This window comes from Kitasatospora sp. NPDC051853, from assembly GCF_044452665.1.
GTDB lineage: Bacteria > Actinomycetota > Actinomycetes > Streptomycetales > Streptomycetaceae > Kitasatospora.
On the sequence record NZ_JBITBY010000011.1, the window covers coordinates 33,731 to 48,294 of the forward strand.

The 14,564-nt window shown below is 71.8% G+C and carries 13 protein-coding genes and 1 riboswitch; of the genes, 1 reads left to right on the plus strand and 12 read right to left on the minus strand.

Features of this window, described 5'->3' with window-relative positions; genetic code table 11:
* Positions 1–36 precede the first annotated feature (36 nt).
* From ACIA8O_RS29055 to ACIA8O_RS29065, 3 genes are all read right to left on the minus strand, one after another.
* Positions 37–951, minus strand: a complete 915-nt coding sequence (locus tag ACIA8O_RS29055; RefSeq protein ID WP_396296941.1) for a PH domain-containing protein — start codon at positions 949–951, stop codon at positions 37–39.
* A gap of 45 nt (positions 952–996) precedes the next feature.
* Entirely contained in the window at positions 997–2,133 is a 1,137-nt protein-coding gene (gene mnmA, locus ACIA8O_RS29060; RefSeq protein WP_396296942.1) for a tRNA 2-thiouridine(34) synthase MnmA, read from the minus strand.
* A 155-nt stretch (positions 2,134–2,288) separates the two neighbouring features.
* Positions 2,289–3,473: a cysteine desulfurase family protein gene (locus ACIA8O_RS29065; RefSeq protein ID WP_396296943.1), complete on the minus strand. Its 1,185-nt coding sequence runs from the start codon at positions 3,471–3,473 to the stop codon at positions 2,289–2,291.
* Positions 3,474–3,618: 145 nt separating this feature from the next.
* Between ACIA8O_RS29065 and ACIA8O_RS29070 the strand changes: the two genes are divergently transcribed.
* On the plus strand, positions 3,619–4,440 hold the full coding sequence (locus ACIA8O_RS29070; RefSeq protein WP_396296944.1) for an IclR family transcriptional regulator: 822 nt from the start codon (positions 3,619–3,621) through the stop codon (positions 4,438–4,440).
* Here the strand turns inward: ACIA8O_RS29070 and ACIA8O_RS29075 are convergent.
* The 9 genes from ACIA8O_RS29075 to ACIA8O_RS29115 all read right to left on the minus strand — a co-directional run bounded on the left by ACIA8O_RS29075 (position 4,376) and on the right by ACIA8O_RS29115 (position 14,175).
* Complete coding sequence (locus ACIA8O_RS29075; protein WP_396296945.1) at positions 4,376–5,035, minus strand: trimeric intracellular cation channel family protein; 660 nt, start codon at positions 5,033–5,035, stop codon at positions 4,376–4,378. The two genes, ACIA8O_RS29070 and ACIA8O_RS29075, sit on opposite strands and share 65 nt — an antisense overlap.
* A gap of 51 nt (positions 5,036–5,086) precedes the next feature.
* A complete protein-coding gene (locus tag ACIA8O_RS29080; RefSeq protein ID WP_396296946.1) occupies positions 5,087–5,896 on the minus strand; it encodes a class I SAM-dependent methyltransferase in 810 nt (269 codons plus the stop codon).
* Positions 5,897–5,981: 85 nt separating this feature from the next.
* On the minus strand, positions 5,982–7,022 hold the full coding sequence (locus ACIA8O_RS29085; RefSeq protein ID WP_396296947.1) for an ABC transporter ATP-binding protein: 1,041 nt from the start codon (positions 7,020–7,022) through the stop codon (positions 5,982–5,984).
* Positions 7,023–7,056: 34 nt separating this feature from the next.
* Complete coding sequence (locus ACIA8O_RS29090) at positions 7,057–8,130, minus strand: ABC transporter ATP-binding protein (RefSeq protein ID WP_396296948.1); 1,074 nt, start codon at positions 8,128–8,130, stop codon at positions 7,057–7,059.
* A complete protein-coding gene (locus ACIA8O_RS29095) occupies positions 8,127–9,125 on the minus strand; it encodes an ABC transporter permease (RefSeq protein ID WP_396296949.1) in 999 nt (332 codons plus the stop codon). Before ACIA8O_RS29095 ends, ACIA8O_RS29090 begins: the two co-directional genes overlap by 4 nt.
* A 107-nt stretch (positions 9,126–9,232) precedes the next feature.
* Positions 9,233–11,008 carry an ABC transporter substrate-binding protein gene (locus ACIA8O_RS29100; RefSeq protein ID WP_396296950.1) on the minus strand — a complete coding sequence of 592 codons (1,776 nt, stop codon included), beginning with the start codon at positions 11,006–11,008 and terminating at the stop codon, positions 9,233–9,235.
* An 86-nt stretch (positions 11,009–11,094) separates the two neighbouring features.
* Complete coding sequence (locus ACIA8O_RS29105) at positions 11,095–12,072, minus strand: ABC transporter permease (RefSeq protein ID WP_396296951.1); 978 nt, start codon at positions 12,070–12,072, stop codon at positions 11,095–11,097.
* 369 nt (positions 12,073–12,441) lie between these two features.
* Positions 12,442–13,209, minus strand: coding sequence for an enhanced serine sensitivity protein SseB C-terminal domain-containing protein (locus tag ACIA8O_RS29110; RefSeq protein WP_396296952.1), 768 nt, complete (start codon positions 13,207–13,209; stop codon positions 12,442–12,444).
* Positions 13,210–13,365: 156 nt separating this feature from the next.
* Positions 13,366–14,175 carry an enhanced serine sensitivity protein SseB gene (locus ACIA8O_RS29115; protein ID WP_396296953.1) on the minus strand — a complete coding sequence of 270 codons (810 nt, stop codon included), beginning with the start codon at positions 14,173–14,175 and terminating at the stop codon, positions 13,366–13,368.
* 151 nt (positions 14,176–14,326) lie between these two features.
* Positions 14,327–14,430: riboswitch (glycine riboswitch) on the plus strand.
* Positions 14,431–14,564 lie beyond the last annotated feature (134 nt).

Sequence of the window (14,564 nt, forward strand, 5' to 3'; positions counted from 1 at the left end):
GGTCTACCAGGTCACCGCCGCGGGACGCCCACCGGTTTATCCGGCCCGCACCGCGGTGGCCTCCTCGAACCGGGACACCTCCCGCAGGGCGGCCGGCCCGGTGGCCCGCCAGGCCCACGCCAGCAGACCCGCCGTCAGCAGCGCCCCCGCCCCGACGGAGGGCGGCGTGAGGGCGTCCAGCCAGCAGAGCGGCAGCAGCCAGAGCGCGGTGCCGGCCAGGGCCGCCACGAACGGCCCGGCGGACGGCCGCCGCCGGGTCGGCGGGCGCCGGCGGTGGCGCAGGCAGAGCGTCAGCTGGGCCGCCGAGTACCCGGCCGCCAGCCCGAGGACCGCGGCCGCCACCCGGTCACCGGCGGCCTGCCGGGCCTCCGTCTCGATCCCGGCGATCCAGGCCACGCCCGCGGCGGCGGCGCCCAGCACCAGCAGGTGGACCAGGTACGCCGTCGCGGTGCCCGAGCCGTAGAACCGGCTGACCTCGGAGAGCGCGGCCGGGGCGGGCAGCGGGCCGGAGCCGCGGTGCTGCCGCCAGTACCCGCGCAGCGCCCGGACCTGGCTCTCGAAGTCCTGCCCGCCCGTCTGGTGGGGGCGCGGCTGCGGCAGCAGCAGTTCCCGGCCGTCGGTCAGCACCACCGCCACCCGCAGGAAGTCCCCGCCCCGGAGCTGCTTGACCCGGACCACCCGGAAGTCGGCGAGCTCGTCCCAGGACAGCACCCGTTCGCGGAGCGGGCTGCGCAGCCGCAGGGCGTCGGGCTCCGCCCTGGTCCAGGAGGCGTTGGCGAACGCGGAGTAGAGCAGCACCACCCCGCACACCAGGGCCGTGACGGGCCACGGCCCTGGGCCGGAGGCGACGGCGATCCACCAGCCCAGGCCCCCGACGGTCAGCACCGCCCCCAGGACCAGGGAGACCGGGGTCATGTGGGGGTGGCCGGAGCGGTAGATCAGTTCGTTCACGAACACGAGGATGCCAGCCCGGAGCAGGTGCCCCGGCACCGGAGGTCAGACCGTGACCTGCCGCCGCTCGGTGGTGGCGATGGTGGCCGAACCGACCACCCGGGTCCCGTCGTAGAGCACGACGGCCTGCCCCGGGGCGATGCCGCGGGCCGGGGCGGCGAGCTTCACGTGGAGCTGACCGTCGGTCAGTTCGGCGGTGACGGGCACCTCTTCGCCGTGGGCGCGCAGCTGCGCGGTGTACTCCCCCGGGCCGGCCGGGGGCTCGCCGCACCAGCGGGGGCGGATGGCCGTCAGACCGAGGACGTCCAGGCCCTCGGCCGGGCCGACCGTGACGGTGTTGTTCACCGGCGAGATGTCCAGCACGTAGCGGGGCTTCCCGTCGGCCGCCGGGCGGCCGATCCGCAGGCCCTTGCGCTGGCCGATGGTGAAGCCGTAGGCGCCCTCGTGCTCGCCGAGCTTGGTCCCGTCGGTGTCCAGGATGTCGCCGGTGGCGGTGCCGAGGTGCTTGGCCAGGAAGCCCTGGGTGTCGCCGTCGGCGATGAAGCAGATGTCGTGGCTGTCCGGCTTCTTGGCGACGGCCAGACCGCGGCGCTCCGCCTCCTCGCGGATGACGTCCTTGGTGGTGTCGCCGAGCGGGAAGAGCGAGTGCGCGAGCTGGTCGGCGTCGAGCACGCCGAGCACGTAGGACTGGTCCTTGGCGGCGTCCACCGCGCGGTGCAACTCCCGCTCCCCGGTGGGGAGATCGACGATCCGGGCGTAGTGGCCGGTGCAGACCGCGTCGAAGCCGAGGGCGATCGCCTTGTCCAGCAGCGCGGCGAACTTGATCTTCTCGTTGCAGCGCAGGCAGGGGTTGGGCGTGCGGCCGGCCGCGTACTCGGCGACGAAGTCGTCGATCACGTCCTCGCGGAAGCGCTCGGCCAGGTCCCAGACGTAGAACGGGATGCCGATCACGTCGGCGGCCCGGCGGGCGTCGCGGGAGTCCTCGATGGTGCAGCAGCCGCGGGCGCCGGTCCGGAAGGACTGCGGGTTCGAGGACAGCGCCAGGTGAACGCCCGTCACCTCGTGACCGGCCTCCGCCGCGCGGGCGGCCGCGACGGCCGAGTCGACGCCGCCGGACATCGCGGCGAGCACGCGCAGCCGGCCGCTGCCGGGCGAGGACGGGGCACCAGGGAAGTCAGTCATGATGCGACCAGCGTACAAGGCGAAAGCGGTTACCCCGGGGGCGCGGGGAACTGCGCGCGGGGGAACGGCAACGCGTGCAACTGGCTCGCCTGCCCCGACCTCACGCTGGTCCGCCTTCCGTACTCGCGCAGTTCCCCGCGCCCCCGGCGTGGCCACTAACGTCGCGCAGCAGCTGCCAATCCCGCGTTGCGGGAGCGGTGGACGGCCGGGGCGATGGCGGTGGCGAGGGCGGCGACGTCGGCGGGGGTGGAGGTGTGGCCGAGGGAGAAGCGGAGGGAGGCGCGGGCCAGGAGGGGGTCGGCGCCCATGGCGAGGAGGACGTGGCTGGGCTGGGGGACGCCGGCGGAGCAGGCGGAGCCGGTGGAGCACTCGATGCCCTGGGCGTCGAGCAGCATCAGCAGGGCGTCGCCCTCGCAGCCCGGGAAGGAGAAGTGGGCGTTGGCGGGCAGCCGTCCCTCCCCCGACGGGTCGCCGTTGAGGACGGCGTCCGGCACCTCGGCCAGGACGGCCGCGACCAGCGAGTCCCGCAGGGCGCCGACCTCGGCCGCGTACGGGGCCCGCCGCCCGACGGCCAGTTCGGCCGCCGCCGCGAAGCCGGCCGCGGCCGGGACGTCGAGGGTGCCGGAGCGGACGTCCCGCTCCTGGCCGCCGCCGTGCAGCAGCGGGACGGGGCCGACGCCGCGCCCGAGCAGCAGGGCGCCGACCCCGTACGGGCCGCCGATCTTGTGCCCGGTGACGGTGAGCGCGTCCAGTCCGGAGTCGGCGAAGGAGACCGGGACCTGCCCGAGCGCCTGCACCGCGTCCGCGTGCATCGGGATGCCGAACTCCCTGGCCACGTCGACCAGTTCGCGAATCGGCTGGATCGTGCCGACCTCGTTGTTGGCCCACATCACGGTGATCAGCGCGACCGACGCGGGGTCACGTTCGACGGCCTCGCGCAGCGCGTCGGGGTGCACCCGGCCGTACGCGTCCACCGGCAGGTACTCGACCTGGGCGTCCTCGTGCTCGGAGAGCCAGTGCACGGCGTCCAGCACCGCGTGGTGCTCGACCGGGCTGCACAGCACCCGGCGGCGGGCCGGGTCGGCGTCCCGGCGGGCCCAGTAGAGGCCCTTGACCGCGAGGTTGTCGGACTCGGTGCCGCCGGCGGTGAGCACGATCTCGCTGGGGCGGGCGCCGAGGGAGGCGGCCAGCGATTCACGGGACTCCTCCACCACCCGGCGGGCCCGGCGTCCGGCCGCGTGCAGCGAGGAGGCATTGCCGACCACCCCGAGGTGCGCGCTCATGGCGGCGATCGCCTCGGGCAGCATCGGAGTGGTGGCCGCGTGATCCAGGTATGGCATAGCGGCTCAAGTGTAGGGGCCGGGCGGGCACCGCCTTGCCGATCGGCCGTGCAGTATCACGATTTGGCCATTGCACCCCGTGCAACGCGCCGTTAGCCTCCTGCGGCATCCGGGCACACGCCAGCCCGTTCAGGGAGGGGCTGCCATGTCGCAGACGGTGGACCGGGCACTGACCATCCTGGCCTCGCTCGGCCAGGGTCCTGCCTCGCTGGAGCAGGCCGCGTCCCGGATCGGGGTGCACAAGTCGACCGCGCTGCGGCTGCTGCGCACCCTCCAGGAGCACGGCTTCGTGCACCGCCAGTCCGACCAGCGCTACCGGCTCGGCGGGCGGCTGTTCTCGCTGGCCCAGCAGGCCCTGGACGGGATCGACGTGCGCCAGGTGGCGGCCCCGTACCTGGCGGCGCTGAACGAGCGGTACGGGCACACCGTGCAGCTGGCGGTGCTGGACGAGGGCGAGGTGCTCTACCTGGACAAGGTGGAGAGCCGCCACTCCGACCGGCCCGGCTCCTGGGCGGACCCCTCGGTGCGGATCGGCCGCCGGGTGCCCGCGATGACCACCGCCGTGGGGAAGGTGCTGCTGGCCGATCTGCCGGAGGATCACCTGACGGCCTTTCTGGACGGGCAGGACTTCACCGCCAGGGCCGGCCGTCCGCTGCGCACCGCCGAGGAGCTGCGCACCGAGCTGGCCTCGGTGCGGCGCCTGGGCTGGGCGGTGGACGAGGCCGAGTACCAGGAGACGGTGAACTGCATCGCCGCCCCGATCGTCGGCACCGAGGGCACCGCGATCGCCGCCTTCTCGATCTCCGCCGCGGCGGGCAGCACCCCGGTCACCGAGCTCGGCAAGCTGGTGCCGGAGCTGCTCTGCACCGCCGAGGCGATCTCGCTGGCCTACGGCGGCTCCCCTACTCCTCGCTGGTGCGAGAACCGTTGCGGTGCCAAGCACGCGGCGCCCGCCAGCCGAACTTGAGCGCCAGCATCCGCAGCACGAAGGCGGTCAGCGCGGCGGCCGTGCCGGTCGCGGTGGTGAGCGTGCCGGTGGCGGTGAGCACCGCGACCATGGCCGCGCCGACCAGGGCGGGCACCGCGTAGATCTCCCGGTCCCAGCGCAGCAGCGAGGGCGTCTCGTGCGCCAGGACGTCGCGGATCACCCCGCCGCCGGCCGCGGTCAGCATGCCGAGGGCGACGGAGGAGACCGAGCCGAGGCCGTAGTCGTGGGCCTTGGCCGTGCCGGTCACGCAGAACAGGCCGAGACCGAGCGCGTCCAGGGTCTGCACGCTGCGGTTGATCCGCTCCACCTCGGGGTGGAGGAAGAAGACCACCAGGCCGGCCAGCAGCGGGGTGAGGAAGTACCCGAGGTTGGTGAAGGCCACCACCGGGGTGGCCCCGATCACCAGGTCGCGCATCACGCCGCCGCCCAGCGCGGTGGCCTCGGCCAGCACGCAGATGCCGAAGATGTCCATGTTCTTGCGGACGGCCAGCAGACCCCCGGACAGGGCGAAGACGAAGATGCCGATCAGGTCCAGGGTCTGCTGCACGTCGGGCGGGAAGAGCTGCGAAGTCACCGTCAATTCTTACCGCGCCGTCACCCGTACGAGGACGAGCCGCCCCGTAGGTCAGTCGGCCGCCACCCGGCCGACGGCCAGCAGGGCGGCCACCGGGAGCTCCACGGTGCCGTCCCCGGCCTGGTACTCGGCGGCCAGCCGCAGGTACGCCCGTTCGATCCGGGCGGCCGTCTCCGGGGGCTGACCCTCGATCAGGGAGGAGGTGAGCACGGTGCCCTCCAGTACGTCCTTCCACCAGCGGCCCGGCTCGACCCGGTGGGTCCAGCCGACCCGGTGCACCGCCACCTCGGTGAGCCCGGCCGAGCGGAGCAGCTCCGCGAAGGGCTCCGGCGCGGCGTACGGGGCGAACGGGGCGTCACCCGGCAGACCGGCGGGGCGGGTGGCCCCGGCCTCGGCGAAGGCGTCGAAGAACAGGCCCTGGGCCCGGTTGGCCGCCAGGGAGTCCCAGCAGGACAGGGCGATCCGGCCGCCGGGGGCCACCACCCGGGCCAGGTCGCGGACGGCGGCCGGCGGATCGGGCACGTGGTTGATCACGAAGGCGCCGACCGCGGCCTCGAACTCCCCCGCGCCGAACGGCAGTCCGGGCAGCCCGGCGGTGACCGCCCGGGACAGTACCCGGGCCGCCTCGGCCACCATCTCCTCGACCACGTCGGTGGCCGTCACCTCGGCCCCGAGCCGCATCGCGGCCAGCCCCAGCCGACCGGTCCCGCAACCCACTTCGAGCACCTTCACACCTGCGCCGACGGCGGCCTCGGCGAGCAGGCGGGAGTGCAGTCCCGCCGTCATCACACCGAAGCCGCCGTCGTAGGTACCGCTGCGCCGCGCCCAGCCGCCGCGCTCGAACTCCTGGAAATCCACCACGTGTTGAACAGCCCATCTGTGACCGGAGTGACCCGGCCGTGCCGACGGGCAGTCTAGGCGGAAACGATCAGGAGTTCTCGGGGCTCTACCCGTTGTCCCCTTCGGGGAAGTGGCAAGCCACCTGGTGCCCGGCCTTGGGCGCGACCAGGCGCGGCTCCTCGGTGGCGCAGATGTCCTGGGCCTTCCAGCACCGGGTGCGGAAGCGGCAGCCGCTCGGCGGGTTGATCGGTGACGGCACGTCACCCGTCAGCCGGATCCGCTCGCGCTGCTCCTTGCGCCGGGGGTCCGGCACCGGGACGGCGGACATCAGCGCGTTGGTGTACGGGTGCATCGGCGCCGAGTAGAGCGAGTCCCGGTCGGCGATCTCCACCACCTTGCCGAGGTACATCACCGCGACCCGGTCCGAGACGTGCCGGACCACCGAGAGATCGTGCGCGATGATCAGGTAGGTCAGGCCGAGCTCGTTCTGGAGGTCGTCGAGCAGGTTGACCACCTGGGCCTGGATGGAGACGTCCAGGGCCGAGACCGGCTCGTCCGCCACGATCATCTTCGGCTTGAGGGCCAGCGCGCGGGCGATGCCGATGCGCTGGCGCTGGCCGCCGGAGAACTCGTGCGGGTAGCGGTTGTAGTGCTCCGGGCTGAGGCCGCAGAGCTCCAGCAGGTCCTGCACCGCGCGCTTCACGCCCTGCTCGGTGGAGACCTTCTGGAGCCGGAACGGCGCTCCGACGATGGTGCCCACGGTGTGCCGGGGGTTGAGCGAGGAGTACGGGTCCTGGAAGATCATCTGGATGTCGCGGCGGAGCGGACGCATCGCCGAGACGCCCAGGTGCGTGATGTCCCGGCCCTCGAACTCGATCTTTCCGCCGGTCGGTTCGTCCAGCCGGGTGACCAGGCGGCCCATGGTGGACTTGCCGCAGCCGGACTCGCCGACCACGCCGAGGGTCTCCCCGGCGCGCACCTCGAAGTCGATCCCGTCCACCGCGCGGACGGCGCCGACCTGACGGCGCAGCAGCCCCTTGGTGATCGGGAAGTGCCTGGTCAGACCGGTCACCCGGAGCAGCGGCTCACGGTCGGAGGCCGGCGCGGGAGCGGGCACGGTCGCCGCCGTCGTCGATGAGTCCGTCATGGGGTCTTCTCCTGAGGGGTGGTACGGACGACGCTCACAGCCGGGGCGCGATCTCTTCGGTGAAGATGCGGTGCCGCTCGGCGATCGGCAGGTGGCACGCGGCGTGGTGGCCGGGTGCGGCCTCGGCCAGCTTCGGCACCTCGGACGTGGAGCGGCCGTCGGTGCGGTCCGCGTACGGGCAGCGCGGGTGGAAGGCGCAGCCGGAGGGCACGTTGATCAGGCTGGGCGGGGTGCCCTTGACCGGCACCAGGCGCTCCTGGAGCGGCCGGTCCAGGCGCGGCATCGAGCCCAACAGGCCCCAGGTGTACGGGTGTTCGGGAGACTCGAAGAGGGTCCCGGCCGGCCCGCGCTCCACGCACTTGCCGCCGTACATGACCAGGATGTCGTCGGCCAGCTCGGCCACCACGCCCAGGTCGTGGGTGATGATGATGACCGCGGAGCCGAACTCCTTCTGCAGGTCCCGGATCAGGTCCAGGATCTGCGCCTGGACGGTGACGTCCAGGGCGGTGGTGGGCTCGTCCGCGATCAGCAGCGAGGGGTCGTTGACCAGCGCCATCGCGATCATCGCGCGCTGGCGCATGCCGCCGGAGAACTCGTGCGGGTAGGCGTCCACCCGCTTGTCCGGCTGCGGGATGCCGACCCGGTCGAGCATCTCGATCGCCCGGGTGCGGGCCTGCTTCTTGGAGGTGCCGGGGTGGTGGGCGCGGTAGCCCTCGATGATCTGGGCGCCGACCGTGTAGTACGGGTGCATCGCGGTCAGCGGGTCCTGGAAGATCATCGCCATCTTCTGGCCGCGCAGCTCGCGCACCCGGTCCGGGCCGGCCGCGATCAGGTCCTCGCCGTCCAGCCAGACCTGGCCGGTGATCCGCGGCGCACCGCGCTTGCCCATCCGGTGCAGGCCCATGATGGAGAGCGAGGTGACGGACTTCCCGGAGCCGGACTCGCCGACGATGCCGAGGGTCTTGCCCTTCTCCAGCGAGAAGGTGAGCCCGTCCACCGACTTGACCAGGCCGTCGTCGGTGGGGAAGTGCACCCGGAGGTCCTTGACCTCCAGGTAGGCCGAACCGGGCTTCACCGAGGCGGACTTGTCGATCTGGATCTCGGTCATGCGAGCCTCACCCGGGGGTCGACAGCGGCGTACAGGATGTCAACCAGCAGGTTGGCCAGGATGATGAAGAAGCCCGCGAAGAGCGTCACGCCCATGATCACCGGGAGGTCGCTGGCGGCGATCGAGGAGACCGCCTCGTAGCCCAGGCCACGGAAGTTGAAGGTGGACTCGGTGAGCACCGCGCCGCCGATCAGGCCGCCGAGGTCCATGCCGAAGACGGTCAGGATCGGGGTCAGGGTGGAGCGCATCGCGTGCTTGCGGATGACCGTGCCCTCGCCGAGGCCCTTGGCCCGGGCGGTGCGGACGTAGTCCTCGCCCAGCACCTCCAGCAGCGTGGCCCGGGTGAGACGGGCGTAGTTGGCCGCGTAGAGGAAGGCCAGGGTGACCCAGGGGAGCACCAGGTTCTGGAACCAGGCGACGGGGTCGTCGGCGAACGGCACGTAGTCGTTCGGGAAGACGCCCAGCTGGTACACGAAGACCGCGCTGGCCAGCATGCCGGTGAAGTAGATCGGCAGGGAGACGCCGGCCAGGGCCGTGGTCATGGTGAAGCGGTCGAGCAGCGAGCCGCGCTTGAGCGCGGAGATCATGCCGGTCATGGTGCCGAACAGGACCCAGATGATCGAGGCGCCGAGGGCCAGCGAGGCGGTGACGCCCAGCCGGTCCAGGAGCACCGGGAAGACCTCGCGCTCGGTCTTGAAGGAGTAGCCGAAGCAGGGCGCGGAGCAGTGGGTGACGTCCACGCCGGTGCTGTAGTCGCGTCCGAGGACCAGACCCTTGAGGAAGAGCCAGAACTGCTCGATGACGGACTTGTCGAGGCCCATCTTGTGACGGATGCCCTCGATCGCCGCGGGGTCGGCGATCTTGCCGACGTAGAGCAGCGCCGGGTCGCTCCCGGTCAGTTTCGGCACCATGAAGAAGATGCCGAAGGTGACGGCCGCAACCACCACCAGCATGGCGACGACGTTGACGAGTCGTCGGATGATGTACACGAGCACTGCGGTCGACGCCGCCCCCGGGCCGGGCGCCCTCGTGGGGCGCCCGGCCCGGGCGGCGTCTTCACCTGCCCTTCGGACTAGCTGTGCGAACTACGGGACTGGGCAGGTCACTTGCCGTCGTTGGTACCGAGGGCCTGGAAGTCGACCATGCCGAACGCGTCGTTGATGAACACGTTGGTCAGGCGCGGGTTGCGGTAGTTGAGCGCGCGGTCCGCGACCACCGGCAGGTAGACGGCCATGTCGGTCACCTTGTGGTTGATCTGCTTGTAGATCTCGGCGGCCTTGGCGGCGTCCGGCTCGGCACCGGCCTTGTCGAAGAGCTCGTTGACCGCGGGGTCGTTGGTCTCCGGGTAGTTGCTGTTGCCGTTGGCGGTGATGAAGCGACCGTCCATCAGCGGCTGCATGTAGCCGGCACCGGTCGGGTAGTCGGCACCCCAACCGGCCACGATCAGGCCGTAGTTCTTGTTCTTCACGACCTCCGGCGAACCGGCGACCGAGGCCAGCAGCTTGCCGTCGTACTGGTCGATGGTGACGTCGACGTTGATCGCCTTCAGCGCGGTCTGCAGGGCGACGGCGGACTTGACCTCCTTGTCCTTGTTGCCGCGGACCGCGATGGTGGCCTTGAAGCCCTCCGGCTTGCCACAGGCCGCCAGCTCCTCCTTGGCCTTCGCCAGGTCGGGCTTGCCGTCCACCAGGGTGAAGGGGTCGTAGTTGTCCGAGCCGAGGATGTTCGGGGGCAGCATCGAGCCGTACGGCGAGCCGGCCACCTGACCGCCGCGGGCGGTCTGCAGCGCGGTGGTGTCGGCCGCGAACATGACCGCCTTGCGGCAGTGCTCGTTGTCGAACGGGGCGATCTTCGGGACCATCGCGATGTACCGGATGAACCCGTTGTACGGGTCGTCGGTGTTGGCCTTGAGCTTGTCGTTGGTCAGCACCTGGGCCTGGGCGGCCTGGGAGAGACCGGTCTGCGCGAAGTCGAGGTCGATCGAGCCGTCGAGCAGGCGCTTGTCCATGTCGTCGGCGTTGGTGGTGATGGTCAGCTTCACCACGTCCGGCAGCGCCTTGCGGAACGGGTCGGTGGCCGGGTCCCAGTTCTCGTTGCGGACGAACTCGACGGACTTGCCGGGCTCGATCGACTTGAACTTGTACGGGCCGGAGGAGACCGGCTTCTCGCCGTACTTGGAGCCGGTGTCCGACTTCTGCGGGACGGGCGAGGCGGTGCCCATCGCGAGCAGGTACGGGAAGGCCGAGTCGGGCTTCTCCAGCTTGAAGATGATGGTGGAGTCGTCCGGGGTCTCGACGGTCTTGAGGCCCATCTTGTCCGGGGTGGTGTCCGTGTAGGGACCCTTGTAGCCCTGGCCCTGGTCGAGGGTGTTCACCAGGTAGGTCGGGCCGCCGGAGATGACGTCCTGCGCGAAGACGCGCTCGATGCCGTACTTGATGTCCTTCGAGGTGATGGCCGAGCCGTCCTCGAACTTGATGCCCTTCTTGAGCTTGAAGGTGTAGGTCTTGCCGTCGGCGGAGATCTCCGGCTTGGCGGCGGCGAGGTCCGGCACCAGCTCCAGACCGCCCTTGCCCGGCTTCGCGTCGAAGGCGAGCAGGGTACGGGCGTAGAAGCGCTGCATGTTCCAGATCGACGCGTAGTAGGCGCGGCCCGGGTCCCAGGAGTCGGCGTCGGTGGTGCTCCAGAGGTTGAGCGTGCCGCCCTTCTTCTCGGACGGGTTGAGCACCTTGTCGACGGCCGCGTTGAAGCCGCCGGCCGAGGCCGACTTGGAAGCGCTGTCGCCGCCGTCCTTCTTGTCCGCGCTGCCGCCGCAAGCGGTGAGGGTGACGGCCAGCGTGGCCACCAGGGCGGCGGCGGCGAGCGTCCGGTTTCGCGTCATGGGTACTTTCCTCCTGATGGTCGTACTGGGGTGTAACAGTCTCGAAGTGCCCTGGTACGGCGGGCGGTTCGTGGGGGAACCGAGGGTCAGTTGCCCTTGGGGTCGAGCGCGTCGCGCAGACCGTCGCCGAACAGGTTGAAGGCCAGCACCGTGATGAAGATGGCCAGACCCGGCACCACCATGTAGGTGGGGTCGACCTGGTAGATCCGGGTGGCCTCGGAGAGCATCTGGCCCCAGGACGGGGTCGGGGGCTTCACGCCCGCGCCGAGGAAGCTGAGGGCGGCCTCGCTCAGGATGTTGGTCGGGATGATCAGGGTCGCGTAGACCAGGATCGGGGCGACCAGGTTGGGGAGCAGCTCGCGCAGCAGGATGTGCGGCCAGCCGGCGCCCAGGCTGCGGGCCGCGTCCACGAACTCGCGTTCGCGCAGCGACAGTGCCTGACCTCGCACGATGCGCCCGATGTAGGGCCAGCCGAAGAAGCCGATCACCAGGACCAGGATCGCCATCCGGACGGCGCTGCCCTCCAGCCCCAGAACGGAGTTGGGCATCACCGAGACCAGCGCGATGGAGAACAGCAGCTGCGGGAAGGCCAGCAGGACGTCCATCACCCGGCTGATCACCGCGTCGACCCAGCCACCGAAGTAGCCGGCCGCGATGCCCGCCAGCACGCCGATGACCACCGACACACCGGCGGCCAGGAAGGCCACGGTGAGCGAGATCCGGGCGCCGTAGACGATCCGGCTGAACACGTCGCGACCGAAGGTCGGGTCGACGCCGAGCAGGAAGTCGCTGCTGATGCCGCCGAACGCCCCCTTGGGGAGGCCGAGGTCGGGGTTGATCTGGTCCGGGTGCGGTTCGTCCACGGGGTGCCCGAACAGCGAGGTGAGCACCGGCGCGAAGACCGCGGCCAGGATCAGCAGCAGCACGACGACGCCGCCGGTCAGCGCGATCTTGTCGCGCTTGAGACGGTCCCAGGCGATCCGGCCGGGCGACCGGCCCTCGATCCGCTTGGCCGGGGCCGCGGGGGCCTCCGGAGCGTCGGTGCTCTTGGTGGAAGTGCTCATGTGTCTTTCGTTTCCCCTCGCCGACGGTGGCCGGCCACGGTGCCGTACGTACGCCGAGCACCGGGCCCTGGTAAGGCCCGGGCCAGGATTAGGTCCGGAATCGCGATTGCGAAAGGTGCTGAGAAGCAAGGGAGTTGCCGGGCAGCTCAGGTAAGCCCCGCACTGCACTGCGCAGACTCTCTGGCATCGGGGAGGCCTTACGCCAGACCTGACAACCGAAGGATGCCCAACTGTGATCTGTCCGCATGCACGGCCGTGTCCTGGCGAATAAGGCTCTTCACACAGGGGTTACTCGACTGTCAAGATGCGTGCGAAGGATTGCCCGGACACTCCGTCAACTGCCCCTTCGGGCACGGGCATGGGACCTGGTCAGCGCCAGGGCTGGTGCGGCCAGTAGCCCTGCGGAGGGTGGTTCGCCGACTCGCGGTCGAAGAACGGACGGGCGAAGGCGCGCAGCCACATCGCCACCGGGTCCAGCTCGTCGGCCAGCAGCACGGTGGAGACCGCCAGCCCCGCCGGGGCGTGCGCCACCGCACGCTGCACCAGCGCCCGGGCCGCCTCCACGGACGGCGGCGAGGTGTCGTAGAGGTCCAGGCCGACGGCCAGGTAGGCCTCGCCCACGGCCGGGCGCACCCAGGCCTGCCGGAGCGCCCTCAGCGGGCGCACCGCGGCCGCCTCGCGCTGCAGTTGGGCGTAGAACTGCGGGGCCTGCACGGCCGGCTCGGCCAGCTGGAGCGGCCCGGCCGGCAGCCGGTCCAGCCCGCCCGCGATCCGGCGCAGGTCGGCCCAGGGCACCCCGACCCCGCCACCGGGGACGTGCGGATTGAGCCACAGGCCCCAGCGGGTCCGGTACAGCGCGTTGGCGATCTCCATCCCGGAGATCACCTCGTGGCTCCTGGTCCAGCCGCAGAGCGCCAGCTGCTCGGGCGAGGTGACGGCGGGGGCGTAGCCGTGCCCGCCGATCTCCATGTTCCCGTACTGGGCGTCCGGGCTCCCCGGCTGCCCGTGCCAGAGCAGCATCCAGACCCTGCCGCCCGCGAGCGCCCCCAGCAGCCGCTCGTAGGCGTCGTAGCGCTCCGGCGCGACCTCGCCGAGGGCGCGCTCGATCGCGCCGTCTGCCGCCGCTCCCGCGCTCATGCCGTGCTCCGCCCGCCGTCCCGTCTCGCCCTCGGCCGACCGTGGCCGTACGTGGTCTGTCGGGGGAAGCCTATTGGCCCGGCCCGACAGCCGTCATACCGCCGCCCCGTACCGGCGCGTAACGGTTCGGTGGTCGGTCCGGCCCCCCCACCCGGCTCAGACCGGGACCGCGCCGGACCTGACGTAGAACGGGCGGACCCGGGTGAGCATCCACTCCACCACCGGGTCGGCGACCAGGTCGAGCAGCACCAGGTGGACGCCCCACGGCGGCGGCATGGTTCCGAGCGCCCGGCCGAGCGCCTCGTTGACCTGCCCCGGGTCGGCCGGCCAGGCCGGGTCCAGCTGCACCCCGACGAACAGCACCGGGGCGTCCAGCTCCACCCCGGCCAGCGCCCGACGGGCCGTCAGGACCCCGGGCAGCTCGGCCAGTTCGGTGATCGCGGCACCGAGGAAGGCGTACGGCTCCTCGGCCGGCTCCGGCTCCCGCAGCGCCACCCGGGCACCGCCCTCGGGCTGCTGCTCCCAGCGCTCCGCGAGCGGCCCGCGGCGCAGCTCGCCGACCCCCTCCGGCGGCACCGGGATGCCCACCGGCGCCTCCGGGTTGACCGCGATCCCGACCCCGATCGGCAGGCCCCGGGCGAACTCCCAGGCCGGGGCCACCGCGAACGGCACGCCCGGCGCGATCTGGAGGAAGAGCTCCTGCGAGGAGAACACCGGCACGTACGGGGACCCGGCCAGCTCGATGGTCGGCAGGTCCAGCCCCTCCCCCTGCGGGTCGGCCCCGGCCGGCAGCGGGATCCAGACCTGGCTGCGCGCCAGCACCTCGATCACCCGCGGCGTCGCCCCCGGATCCCCCAGCGCGGCCGTCAGCACCTGCTCCAACTCGTTGACCGGCCAACTCCCCCCGGCCGGCGCACTCCCGGGCTCGGCCCACCCCTGCACTCCGGTATCGCCCGGCTGGTTCATCGGTCGCGCCCCTCTGTAGCTGTGCGGCCCCAAGCCTAGGGCCAGGTGGCGTGCTCCGGGGGCGGACCTGACCCACGGGGCGGACCCCTCTCCCGTCGCGGTCCGGTCTCGTGCCATGATGAGCGCGCTCGACAACTTCACACTGGCCGCTCGAACCCGCGCGGGAGAGTCCGGAGTGCGCCGTGTGCGCTGGGCCGGCGCCGAAGGAGCAAGTCCTCCCCGGAATCTCTCAGGCACCCCTACCGCACGGGCGAGGCAGATCTGGAAAGTGGACACGGCCGCGCCGTGCGCCCACCCACGGTGCAAGCCGCCATCCTTGGATGGGCGGTGAAGCTCTCAGGTTGTGACGACAGACGGGGAGACTCCACCCCCGCATGCCCGTTTCCGGC